Annotated in this window: 12 protein-coding genes; 8 read left to right on the top strand and 4 right to left on the bottom strand. The window is 73.9% G+C overall.

Annotation, left to right across the window (positions count from 1 at the left end; all coding sequences use genetic code 11):
- Nucleotides 1-13: 13 nt before the first annotated feature.
- From OG408_RS31125 to OG408_RS31115, 3 genes are all read left to right on the top strand, one after another.
- A complete protein-coding gene (locus tag OG408_RS31125) occupies nucleotides 14-2,236 on the top strand; it encodes an FAD-dependent oxidoreductase (protein ID WP_285566283.1) in 2,223 nt (740 codons plus the stop codon).
- A 9-nt stretch (nucleotides 2,237-2,245) separates the two neighbouring features.
- Nucleotides 2,246-3,094, top strand: a complete 849-nt coding sequence (locus OG408_RS31120) for an NAD-dependent epimerase/dehydratase family protein (protein WP_326673180.1) — start codon at nucleotides 2,246-2,248, stop codon at nucleotides 3,092-3,094.
- A gap of 97 nt (nucleotides 3,095-3,191) precedes the next feature.
- Complete coding sequence (locus OG408_RS31115; RefSeq protein WP_326674623.1) at nucleotides 3,192-4,067, top strand: polysaccharide deacetylase family protein; 876 nt, start codon at nucleotides 3,192-3,194, stop codon at nucleotides 4,065-4,067.
- Between the two features lie 7 nt (nucleotides 4,068-4,074).
- On the opposite strand, the gene OG408_RS31110 is transcribed toward OG408_RS31115, so the two are convergent.
- The 4 genes from OG408_RS31110 to OG408_RS31095 are packed head-to-tail and all read right to left on the bottom strand — an operon-like array spanning nucleotide 4,075 to nucleotide 6,516.
- Nucleotides 4,075-4,287 (bottom strand): hypothetical protein, encoded by a 213-nt coding sequence (locus OG408_RS31110; RefSeq protein WP_266784141.1) that lies wholly within the window; start codon nucleotides 4,285-4,287, stop codon nucleotides 4,075-4,077.
- Between the two features lie 14 nt (nucleotides 4,288-4,301).
- A complete protein-coding gene (locus OG408_RS31105; RefSeq protein ID WP_266784139.1) occupies nucleotides 4,302-4,973 on the bottom strand; it encodes an ABC transporter in 672 nt (223 codons plus the stop codon).
- Nucleotides 4,970-5,827, bottom strand: a complete 858-nt coding sequence (locus tag OG408_RS31100) for an ABC transporter ATP-binding protein (protein WP_326674622.1) — start codon at nucleotides 5,825-5,827, stop codon at nucleotides 4,970-4,972. The genes OG408_RS31105 and OG408_RS31100 overlap by 4 nt, the downstream gene beginning before the upstream one ends.
- Before the next feature lie 11 nt (nucleotides 5,828-5,838).
- The gene (locus OG408_RS31095) at nucleotides 5,839-6,516 is read right to left on the bottom strand and encodes an AIM24 family protein (protein ID WP_266784137.1); all 678 of its coding nucleotides are present in this window, start codon (nucleotides 6,514-6,516) and stop codon (nucleotides 5,839-5,841) included.
- A 71-nt stretch (nucleotides 6,517-6,587) separates the two neighbouring features.
- On the opposite strand from OG408_RS31095, the gene OG408_RS31090 reads away from it, so the two are divergent.
- The 5 genes from OG408_RS31090 to OG408_RS31070 all read left to right on the top strand — a co-directional run bounded on the left by OG408_RS31090 (nucleotide 6,588) and on the right by OG408_RS31070 (nucleotide 11,617).
- Nucleotides 6,588-7,334 (top strand): peptidyl-tRNA hydrolase, encoded by a 747-nt coding sequence (locus tag OG408_RS31090; RefSeq protein WP_285566279.1) that lies wholly within the window; start codon nucleotides 6,588-6,590, stop codon nucleotides 7,332-7,334.
- Nucleotides 7,335-7,567: 233 nt separating this feature from the next.
- Nucleotides 7,568-8,305 (top strand): DUF4142 domain-containing protein, encoded by a 738-nt coding sequence (locus tag OG408_RS31085; protein WP_266784133.1) that lies wholly within the window; start codon nucleotides 7,568-7,570, stop codon nucleotides 8,303-8,305.
- A gap of 108 nt (nucleotides 8,306-8,413) precedes the next feature.
- Nucleotides 8,414-9,727, top strand: coding sequence for a DUF692 domain-containing protein (locus tag OG408_RS31080; RefSeq protein ID WP_266784131.1), 1,314 nt, complete (start codon nucleotides 8,414-8,416; stop codon nucleotides 9,725-9,727).
- 5 nt (nucleotides 9,728-9,732) lie between these two features.
- Nucleotides 9,733-10,737, top strand: coding sequence for a TIGR04222 domain-containing membrane protein (locus OG408_RS31075; protein WP_285566273.1), 1,005 nt, complete (start codon nucleotides 9,733-9,735; stop codon nucleotides 10,735-10,737).
- A gap of 64 nt (nucleotides 10,738-10,801) precedes the next feature.
- Nucleotides 10,802-11,617 (top strand): TIGR04222 domain-containing membrane protein, encoded by an 816-nt coding sequence (locus tag OG408_RS31070; protein ID WP_326673175.1) that lies wholly within the window; start codon nucleotides 10,802-10,804, stop codon nucleotides 11,615-11,617.
- The last annotated feature ends 37 nt before the right edge of the window (nucleotides 11,618-11,654 follow it).

The raw sequence follows: 11,654 nt of genomic DNA, 5'->3' as shown, positions 1-11,654 counted from the left end.
GAGCCCGCGGGCCATGAGGAACGAAACCGCACGTCACGACATCACCGTCGTCGGTGGCGGCCTGGCCGGGGTGAGTGCGGCCATCGCCGCCGCCCGGCTCGGCCGCACCGTCGCCCTGATCAACAACAGGCCCGTCCTCGGCGGGAATTCGAGCAGCGAGGTCCGCGTCTGGGTGTGCGGCGCGACCGGGCACGGGAGGAACCACTACGCCCGCGAGGGCGGCATCATGGGCGAACTGTTCGTCGAGAACCAGTTCCGCAACCCCGAAGGCAACCCGTACTACTGGGACGCCGTGGTGCTGGACGCGGTCCGCGCCGAACCGGGCATCACGCTCTACCTCAACACCGATGTGCGCGAGGTGGACGCCGGGGGCCCCGAGGACGCCCGGCGCATCACCGCCGTCACCGGCTGGATGATGGGGTCCGAGCGGCGGATCCGCTTCGAGAGCGACGTGTTCCTGGACTGCTCGGGAGACGGGCTCATCGGGCACCTCGCCGGCGCCCGGCACCGCATCGGGCGGGAGTCCCGGGCCGAGTACGACGAGCCGTGGGCCCCGGGGACGGCCGACGCCCTCACGCTCGGCTCGACGCTGCTCTTCTACACCAAGGACGCCGGGCACCCCGTCAAGTTCGTCGCGCCGGACTTCGCCCGGAACATCGCCGAGACCACCATCCCGCAGCGCCGCATCATCAAGTCCGGTGACAACGGCTGCGCCTACTGGTGGATCGAGTTCGGCGGCGAGCTCGACACGGTGCACGACAACGAGCGCATCCGCGACGAACTGTGGGCGGTCATCCACGGCATCTGGGACCACATCAAGAACTCCGGCGAGTTCGACTCCGCGAACATGACGCTGGAGTGGGTGGGTTCGGTGCCCGGCAAGCGCGAGTACCGGCGCTTCCTCGGCGACTACGTCCTCCACCAGGGCGACATCCTCGGCCAGAGCGAGTTCGCCGACCGGGTGGCGTTCGGCGGCTGGTCCATCGACCTGCACCCGCCGAAGGGGGTGTACGCCACCGAGGACGGGGCCAGGCAGCGGTACGCGGACGGCATTTACCACATTCCGTACCGCAGTCTCTACTCGGTGAACACGACGAATCTGCTGTTCGCCGGGCGCAACATCTCCGCCAGTCATGTCGCCTTCGGCTCGACCCGGGTCATGGCGACCTGCGCCACCATCGGCCAGGCCGCGGGCACGGCAGCCGCGCTGTGCGCCGAGGGCGGTCTCGCGCCGCGTGAGCTCGCCGCCGCCGCGTTGCAGCGGACGCTGCTGCACGAGGACGCCTCGGTGATCGGCCTGGGCTCCACGGACCCGGACGACCTGGCGCTGACCGCCGTGGCCACGGCCTCGTCGGCCCTGGCCGGGCCGGACGCGCCGACGCCCGGGGAACGCTGGCCGCTGACCGCCGACGCGGGTCTCGTACTGCCCGTCGACCCGGAGCTGACCGCGCTGGAGCTGCTCGTCGACGCCGGCCGGGACACGGACCTCGTGGTCGAGCTGTACGACCCGGAGCTGGGACAGAACTACGTCCCGCGCCGCCTCGTCACCTCCGTCACCGTCCCGGTCGCCGCCGGGCCGAAGCAGTGGGTGCGCACCGGGCTGCGCTGGTCGCCGGAGACCTCCCGCAACGCGTTCGTCGTCGTACGGGCCAACGAGGACCTCGCCCTGTACAGCGCCGCCGAACCGGCCCCGGGAGTCCTGGCCCTCACCCGGGTGCCGCTGCGACCGCAGGACGAGTCTCCGCAGCCCCTTCGGGAGTGGACCGACGCGGGACTCCAGCGCCGCACGTTCTGCCTGCGCACGGGAGCGACCTCGGCGTACGCCCCGGCCAAGGCCGTGGACGGGTACGCCCGCCCGTACGCGGGACCGCACATGTGGGTCTCGGAGCCGCTGCGGGAGGACGGGGAGGAGTGGCTGGAGCTGTCCTGGCCCCGGCCGGTCACGCTGTCGCGGATCGACGTGCTCGCCGACGACGACGTCAACGAGGACCTGATCAATCTGCACCACCACCGGACCCCGTTCGACACGCTCCCCACCCTCCTGCGCGACTACCGGGTCGAGGCGCGCGAGCCGGACGGCAGCTGGAACGTCGTCGCGCGTACGTCGGACAACCGGCGCCGGCGACAGGTGCACACCCTGGACGGGCCGGTCACCACGGCAGCGTTGAGAATCGTCGTCGAGGCAACCAACGGGGCCGCGTCGGCGCACGTCGTCGCGGTGCGCGCCTACGCATAGGAGCAGCAGGTGGTCACACGAGTCCTGGTCACGGGGGCGGCGGGACGGATCGGCCGGGCGGTCCTCGCGCTGCTCGCCGAACGGTCCGTCGAGGCGAACGCCCTCGTCCTGGAGGATCCGGGCGATCTCCCGGCCCGGCTGGTCGTCGCCGGGGACGCCGCCGACGCGACGGCGGTCCGGGCGGCACTGGCCGGCGCCGACGGGGTGATCCATCTGGCGGCGATCCCCACGCCGGAGCGCACCCCCGCGCAGGAGCTCTTCGCGGTGAACACCCTGGCCACGTTCACGGTCCTGGAGGAGGCGGGGCTGGCCGGGGTGCGACAGGCCGCGGTCGCCAGTTCCTGGGGGATCACGGGTCTGCCGTGGACGGCGGATCCGTCTCCGCACCCCGCCTACGTTCCGGTCGACGAGGCGATGCCTTCGCAGGTGGCGGACCCGTACGGGCTGTCCAAACAGGTCGACGAGCTGACGGCCGCGGCGATGGCGCGGCGGCACGGGATGAGCGTGGTCTGTCTGCGCTATCCGTTCGTCGGCGGATTCGACGAACGGCTGCGGACGCACGCGGCGCGGCTCACCGCGGAGCCGGCGGCGGGGGCCCGGGACCTGTGGACGTATCTGGAGGTGCGGGACGCGGCGCGGGCCGCCCTGCTGGCTCTCGGCGTGCCGGGCCCGGGCGCGCACTCCGTCCATGTGTGCGCGCCCGAGACCCTCGTCCCGTTCCCGACGGAGGAACTGCTGCGCCGCTACCACCCGGCGACGCCGCTGCTGCGTCCGCTGCCCGGACGCGCCGCGCCGGTGGACACCACGGCGGCCGAGCGGCTGTTCGGTTTCACGGCGGAGCATCTGCTCGACGAGTGAGTGAATCCGGGGGCCGCTTCCCGGCACAGGAGTGCCGTGGGCACGACGCCGCCGAATGATCGGTTAGTTTCCGCGAGTGACCAACTCTGTACGGAAACTGACGGCGATGACCGTTCTGGGGGCGGTGCTCGGAGCTGCCCTCGTCGGCTGCGGGAGTTCGGGGGACTCTCCCGGCCACGCCCCGGCCGCCGCGCACGCCCCGGCCCACTCCCCGTCGGCCGCCTCCCCTTCGGCCACCGCCTCACCGGCCGCCGGGAAGCCGCCGGTCCTGGCGCCCGGGCCCGGCGGCCTGACCCCCGTCCTGGAGCGCGGGCCGAGCCGCACGGACAAGGTCGTGGCCCTCACCTTCGACGCCGACATGACGGCGGACGAGGGACCGCGCGCGGCCGCGGGCGAGCACTTCGACAATCCGGAACTGATCGCCCTGCTGCGCCGGCTGAAGGTGCCGGCGACGGTGTTCATGACCGGCCGGTGGGCCGAGGAGTACCCCGGGCAGGCCCGTTCCATCGGCACGGACCCGCTCTTCGAGATCGCCAGCCACTCCTACAGCCACTACGCCTTCACCTCGCCCTGCTACGGGCTGCCGGCCGTGGAGGAGGACGCGATGCGCGGCGAGGTGGAGCGGGCGTTCGACGCGATCCGGAAAGCCGGCGCCCGCCATGTGGTGCCGTACTTCCGCTTCCCCGGCGGCTGCTACGACAAGGCCGCCCTGCGCGCGATCGCGCCGGAGAAGGTGACGGCCGTGCAGTGGGACGTCGTCAGCGGGGACGCGTTCGCGACGGACGCGGACGCGGTGGCGCAGCAGGTGCTGGACGGGGTGAAGCCCGGGTCGCTGGTCGTCATGCACTGCACCCGCAGCGCCGCACCGGTCACCGGTGAGGCGGTGCGCCAGGTGGTCCCGGAGCTGCGCAAGCGCGGATACCGCTTCGTGCGGGTGTCGCAGCTGATGGCCGGCCGGCCCGGGCGGACCTGACCGCCGCTCAGCCCGAACAGGCCGTGCGCTGGGCCTCCTGCCACTCGCAGACCGGGCAGAGCGTGATGCCCTTGACCGACTCCGCGTACTCGGTCGGCTTCCGGCACAGGACGCACTCGGCGTACGGGGGCCCGGCGGCCCGGTCCGGGGACGCGGCCGGTGTCTCGCAACAGGTCTCGCTCCCGGGCGCGTCGCCGCCCTCGTCCGTGCGCTCATCCATGGGTACGAGCCTACTCAGGCCCGTACCGCGGTGAGTCCGCAGGCGACTGCGCCGGCCGCCGTCGCCACGGCCGCCGCACCGAGCAGCGGGAGGAGCGGCACATGGACCGTGCCGGTCAGGGAGCCGGTGACCAGGCCCGTCACCGCGTACTTCGCGGGCGAGCCGGTGGTCACCAGGGCCAGCAGGGCCCCGAGCACGGTCGCCGCGATGGACCAGCCGCGCCGGTGCAGCAGCGGCCGGGTGCACAGCGCCCCCACCGCCGCCCCGAGCAGGACGCAGCAGGCGGTGGCGAGCAGCCCGGCGAGCCCGGCGGACGGCAGAGGAACGCGGACGGTGTGACCGGTGCTGGCCGGCTCGCTGATCAGCAGGACGACGGCGGTGGCGGCAGCGCCCAGCAGCCCGGCGCACCCCAGCGCCGTGAGCAGGGCCGCCAGATGGGCCCGTGGCCGGCCGCCCGCCGCCGCGGCGACGACCGTCCGGGCGGCGGGCGGCTCCTGGGTGGCGCAGACCTGTACGAGCCAGGCGGTGACGGGCAGCAGCCCGGCCGCGGCGTAGCCGAGCGAGTCCAGGACGGGCTGTCCCGAGCGCACGCCGACGCCGAGGAAGGCCACGTACAGCAGGACGGGCGCGAGCCAGCGCTGGGAGCGCAGCAGCAGGGCGGTCTGATAGCGGATCAGGGCGGTCATGGCGTCTCGTCGGGGGTGCGGGACAGCGCCGTCAGCCGGGTGATGTGCCAGGGCGGGCGGGCCGTGAGCAGGGCGCTCAGCAAAGCGTCGGAGTGGGCGGCCGCGACGGTGAGCCGCAGGGTTCCGTCCTCGGCGGCGCCGCACACGGGGGCGCCGGGCAGGGCGTCGGGGAGCGGGGTGCCGGGCGGGCCGGACACCTCGATCCGCACCCTGGGCCCGGTCGCGGTCCCGGACGGGGCGAGGGACGCCGCGACGACTCCGGTCGCCTCGACGCGCAGGACGGAGCCGGCGGCGCCCGCGAGCCGGCGCGGGTCGTGGTCGACGAAGACGACGGTGGATCCGGCGGCGACCCGGGCGGCGACGGCCCGGTCCAGCTCGTCCCGGGCCGCGGTGTCCAGGCCGGTCCAGGCCTCGTCCAGTACCAGCAACTCCGGCTCGGCCAGGAGCGCCTGGGCGACGGCGACCTTCTGGCTGGTGCCCTTGGAGAGTTCCGCCAGCGGGGTGCGGGCGTGCCCGGCAGCCCCGAAGCGGGTCAGCCACTCGTCCGCCCGCGCGGCCGCCTCGGCCCGGCGCAGCCCGTGGATCCGGCCGAGGTGGACGAGATAGCCGGCGGCCGTGAAGGGCAGGGCCGCCGGGAACCGCTCGGGGACGTACGCCGTGCGCGGCCGGCTGCCGGTGATCCGGCCCTCGGTGGGGGCGTCGGTCCCGGCGAGGAGGCGCAACAGGGTGGACTTGCCGGTGCCGTTGGCACCTTCGACGCGGACGAGGGTGCGCGCGGGCAGACCGAGGTCCACCCCGCGCAGCACCCAGGGCCCGGCGAGGCCGTACCGCCGCCCCACCCCGCGCAACCGCAGGATCTCGGTGCTCAGTTGGACGACGCCTTCTCGGTCTTGAGCTCGCTGGGACGGACGATCACGAACCCCTCGCCGTCCAGACGCAGCTGCACCGCCTCCCCCGAGCCGCCGCGCAGCATCGAGCCGACGCTCTGCGAGCGGTGCAGCGACGTGTTCAGGTGGGCGCTCCAGCCGACGACCGCGTCCGTGTCGACACAGACCGGCTGCTGCGGGGTGACGGGGATCACTATGGGGTGTCCCTCGCACATCAGGCCGAGCTTGCCGTAGCCGGTGAAGACGCTGTTGAAGAGGCCGCCGCCGGTCATGCCCGCGCCCTTCACGGTCTTGATCTCGTAGGCGAGCGTGGCGTCGAAACACAGGACGTTGCGGCCGTTGATGGTGAGGACGTCGCCCTGCTCCATCTCCACGATGAAACAGTTGGCCGCCTCGTGCGCGAACCAGGCCTCGCCCTGACCGCGCACCGCCATCAGCGGCAGCCCCTCACCGGTCACGGCGCGCTTGAGCATGCCGCCGAGGCCCTGCCCCTTGCGCTCGAACTGGAGATCACCGCGGAAGGCGACCATCGATCCCTGCCTGGCGTGCATCTCGCCGTTCACCGCGTACTTGATGGATTTGGCGTTCTGCAGGGTCATGCCGGGGGCCGTCGCCTGCTGTGCCATGTGCTCGCTGGAAAAGAGATCGCTCTTCATGCGGTGCATCCTCACCCGGAGGGTTTCATTCCGCCAAGAAGGTGAGCCGGGGCGGCTGGCAGACTGGACGGGTGAGCAGCAACGACATCCCCGAGTCCCCGTCCGTTCCCGCCGCCCTTCCGGCGGACAGCCCCTTCCGTTCCGAGCGGACGAACCGGGACGAAGCACCTCAGTACGTCCTCCCGTTGGTGGTGCACATCGAGAAGACGGCGCCCCCGGCCCGTACCGACGCGCTGCGCACGGCAGCCCGGGCGGTGCTGGTGATGCTGTCCGACGAGCGGTCGGTGGGCGAGGGCGAGTGGGCGCAGGTGATGCGGGACTGGCAGGACGCCCGGATCCGCAAGGTGGTGCGGCGGGCTCGCGGCGCGGAGTGGCGCAAGGCCTGCGCGCTGCCCGGGATCACGGTCACTGGCGAGGAGGCCGAGGTGCGGGTCTACCCGCCGGTGCCGCTCGACGGCTGGCCCAAGGAGCTGGCGAAGCTCCAGGTCTCCGGGACGGACCTGGACGACCCCGAGCCCCCGGCCGCCCCCGACCTCACCGGCCCGGTCCTCTGGCTGAACCCGGAGCTCGGCATGTCCGCCGGCAAGGAGATGGCCCAGGCCGGGCACGGCGCCCAGCTCGCCTGGTGGGAGCTGTCGGAGACGGAGCGCAAGGCGTGGCGCGAGGCGGGCTTCCCGCTCTCGGTCGCCACCCCGGACGCGGCCCGCTGGCGGGAACTCACGGTGAGCGGGCTGCCCGTGGTGCGGGACGCCGGGTTCACCGAGATCGCGCCGGGCTCGTGCACGGTGGTCGCCGACCACCCGGCGCTGCGCCGCTGAGCCGTCCCACCCGTCCGGTGCCGAGCCGTCCCACCCGCACACAGGTGCTCAGCCGTCCCACCCGTACACAGGTTTCGGTCCGGTCCGCTGAACGGTCCGGTGCGCCGATACGTATCCCCTGACGCCGCCGCACTGGCAATACTGCCCGGTAGGTCGCACGGCCGGTCAGTCCCCGGCCGCTCCGACCGGCGGTTGCTTGGACGCCGTCACGCCTCGGCCCGGGAGAGACCTCTGTGCGACGCATCAACGGAACGGCCCTCATCATCGCTGCGCTCGTCGCCACGCTCGGCGCACTCGCCTACCCGGTCTGGTCGTACGCCGACCGCTCCGGCACCGGTCAGGCGAACCTCGACGCGTCGACCACCGCCACCCAGTGGGGTCCGCTCTCCGCGACCGACCGGGACTTCCTGGTGAAGGTGCGGCTGGCCGGACTCTGGGAGCTGCCAGCCGGCCAGCAGGCCATCGAGCGGGCACCGACCGAGGCGATCAAGGCCACCGGGGACCATCTGGTCGTCGGGCACACCGATCTCGACCGCCGGGCCCGGGCCGTCGCCGCCAAGCTGGGTGTGGAGCTGCCGAACCAGCCGAACGAGCAGCAGCAGGGCTGGCTGCGGGAGCTGACCGCGGCGAGCGGCGAGGAGTACGAGCGGAAGTTCGCCAATCTGCTGCGCAACGCGCACGGCAAGGTCTTCGCACTGATCGCCCAGGTCCGGCACACCACCCGCAACACACTGATCCGGCAGCTGGCCACGGACGCCAACCAGACCGTGCTCGACCACATCACCATGCTGGAGAGCACGAGTTTCGTGGACTTCGACGCCATCGCCCGGGAGGCGGCCGGGGCGGCCACCGCCAGTCCGACGGGTCCGCCGACGGCGCCGGACGGCTCCGTGCTGCCGCAGCCGGTTCCGGCCGCGCCGACCGGGGACCAGTCCTTCACCTCGCGGCCCTCCACGGCGCCGATGCCCTGACCGGCGGACATCCGGAACCTCAAATCGACCTCTGAACGTCCCCCTCTTCGGATTCACCGCCGCGCGGCGGGGCCATGACCCCTGCACGGAGCGGAGGAGGGGGACACCATGAAGCTGGGAATCGGGATCGGCTGGCGGCCGGAGATCGCGGACGCGGTGGAGGCGCTGCCGGGGATCGACTGGGTGGAGGCGGTCGCGGAGAACCTCTGCGACGACCATCTGCCCGCGTCGCTGGTACGGCTGAGGGAGCGCGGGGTCACCGTGGTGCCGCACGGGGTCTCGCTCGGCCTCGGCGGGGCCGAGCGCCCCGACCCGGACCGGCTCGCCGCTCTCGCGGCCCGGGCTGCCCTGCTGGACGCGCCCCTGGTGACCGAGCACATCGCCTTCGTCCGGGCCGGCGGTGCGCGCACCGGATCCCCGGTCCTGGAGGCCGGGCACCTGCTGCCGGTGCCGCGGACCCGGGCGGCGCTGGACGTGCTGTGCGAGAACGTCCGGATCGCGCAGGACTCGCTGCCGGTGCCGCTGGCGCTGGAGAACATCGCGGCGCTGTTCTCCTGGCCCGACGAGGAGCTGACCGAGGGGCAGTTCCTGGCGGAGCTCGTCGAGCGCACGGGGGTGCGGCTGCTCATCGACGTGGCGAACCTGCACACGAACCACGTCAACCGGGGCGAGGACCCGGTCAGGGCCCTGGACGAACTGCCGGTGGAGGCCATCGCGTACGTGCACGTGGCGGGCGGCGTCGAGAAGGACGGGGTCTGGCACGACACCCACGCCCACCCGGTCACGGCACCGGTCCTCGACATCCTTGCCGAGCTCCGCTCCCGGGTCTCCCCGCCGGGCGTCCTGCTGGAGCGCGACGACGACTTCCCGCCGGCGGCCGAGCTGGCCGGTGAGCTGGACACGATCCGGGCGACGCTCGACGGGGACGGGGACGGGGACCGCGTGCGACGGCCGGCCTCCGGCACCCCGGAGACATCGGCGGACGCGGACCCGGCCCCGGACCCTGCGTCGGAGGCCCTGCGTGACCGGGTCGCGGTCGCGCAGACCTCGCTGCTGTCCGCCCTCGTCGCGGGCACGCCCGCCCCGGAGGGCTTCGACCGCCGCCGGCTCCGGGTCCAGAGCCGGGCGCTGGCCGCCAAGCGCGCCGATGTCGTCGCCAAGGTGGCCCCCGAGCTCCCGGAGATCCTGGGGCGCGGCTACCGGGACGCGTTCCTCGCGTACGCCGGAGCCCGTCCGATGTCCGCCGGATACCGGCGTGACGCCCTGGACTTCGCCGAGCACCTGCTCCTCACCGGCCACCCCGGGGACGCCGCGGCCCGCCGCCGGCTGACCCACTGGTGGCAGGACCGGGCGGCCCCGAGGCCGCCCCGCCGCGTCACCCGGCTGGCCCGGGCGGCCCGTTCCGTACTCGTAGGAAGGTGACCGGGATGAACACACTGGCCCTGGTCCTGAATCTCGCCGTGGTGGTCTCCTCGACCCTCCTGATCGTGGGGACGGCCCGGACCGCCCGCGGCGGCCCCGGCGGCCCCGCCCACGACCTGTCCGAGGTGGCTTTCCTGAACGGCGGGCCCGGCCGGGTGGTGGACACCGCGCTCGCCGCGATGCAGGAGGACGGCAGGCTGGTGGTCGGCGGGCCCGGGATCGTCGCGGTCCAGCGCCCCGTCGCCCACGATCCGGTGGAGCGGGCCGTGCTCCAGGAGCTGGCCGCGGCCCCCAGCGGCGCGCTGCCCGTCCTGCGGACCGCGGTGATGCGTCATCCCGCCGTGCAGGAGCTCGGTGACGGCCTGGCCGGGCGCGGACTGCTGAATCCGCCAGGGGAGAACCTGAAGTGGCACGTGTGGGGCCGGGTGCAGGGACTCGTCTGCCTGCTGGGCTTCCCGGCCGCCTTCGTGCTGACCCTCGCCCGGTTCTCCGGGGAGGGCGTCCCGTTCTTCCTCCTGGTGTTCCCCGCCCTGGTCGCCGGCACTCTCATCGGGCTGATCCGCGCGTCCGGCGCCCGCTCCCGGATCACCAAGGCCGGCCGCAGGGCCGCCGCGGAATACCGCTTCGCCCACGCGTACCGGACGGACGCGGCCCATCTGGTGGCGACGGCCGGGCTCCGGGCACTCCCCGACCCCGCGCTGCGCACGCATCTGATCGCGGCGGCCCGGACGCGGCCCACGGGGGCGTACCCGCCCTCGCATCACACCTCGGACTCCTCGGGGATGCTGCTCGTGCCGACGGTGTGGTGTGCCGGATCGAGCCCGGGCGGCGGCTGCGGCGGCTCCGCCGGAACCGGCGGCGGGGGCGGCTGCGGCGGCTCGGGGTCGAGCTGCGGTTCCGGCTCGGGGTCCAGTTGCAGCTCGGGATCCAGTTGCAGCTCCGGGTCCAGTTGCAGCTCCGGATCGAGCTGCGGCGGCAGTTCCGGGTCCAGTTGCGGCAGCAGTTCCTGAGCCGTCGTCGTCCGCATCATGAAATCCCCTGGCGCTCCGAATCCGTCTCGCATAGAAATCCGGCATGCTCTGGGTTCTGTTTCTGCTGGTCGCATGGGGTGCGGCAGCCATCTCCTGCACCAGGCTCTGCCTGGTGGCCGCGCGCCTGGCCCCGCCGCCCGACGGCTCGTCCCGGGAGGCCGGGGAGGGTCCGCGTCCGGCCGACGGCCCCGAACTCACCCTGTACGAGACGGCGTTCCTGGCCGGCGGCCCGCACCGGGTCGCCGATCTGGCCCTGGTCACCATGCATCTGCGCCGGCGGCTGCTGCTCGCGCACACCGGCTGGGCGACGGTCGTCGACCCCGACGGCCGGGACGAGGTGGAGCGCACGGTGATCCGTGCCATAGGTCCGCGGGGCCAGTCACCGATCGCGCCGGTCCGGTCGGCGGCGGCCGCGGCCGATGCCGTACGCGCCCTGGCCGACCGGCTCGTCGCGGCGGGCCTGGCGCTGCCCGGCGGGGCCGGGTCGGACATCGGGGCCGCGCTGCGGGCGGTGCGCGGGGCGGCGTTGCTCGTGGTCGCGCTGGGCGCCGCCGCAGTGCTGACCCCCGGCCGGGAGCAGACTCCGGGCGGCTCGGCGGTGCCGGTGCTGGTCTGGTTCGGGCTGCCGCTCGTGCTGACCCTGGGCTGTCTGGCCATCGCCCGGATGGAACTGCGCCCGTACAGTTCCTGGGCCTCCCCCGCCGGACAGCGGCTGCTGGAGGCGCGTACGGCGTCGGCGGGCGGACAGGAGCGCGACGCGCTGGTGGCGTTCGCCGTGCGGGGCGTGGGCGCGGTGGCCGATCCGGCGCTGCGGGCCGCGCTCACCGGCCGCGGCGGGACCGCGCGGATCTTCCCGTGAATGACACCGGTGCGGCGCGCTGGAAGCGCGCCGCACC

This window comes from Streptomyces sp. NBC_01257 (assembly GCF_035917255.1).
Lineage (GTDB): Bacteria > Actinomycetota > Actinomycetes > Streptomycetales > Streptomycetaceae > Streptomyces.
This window is presented reverse-complemented; position numbering and strand designations above follow the sequence as displayed.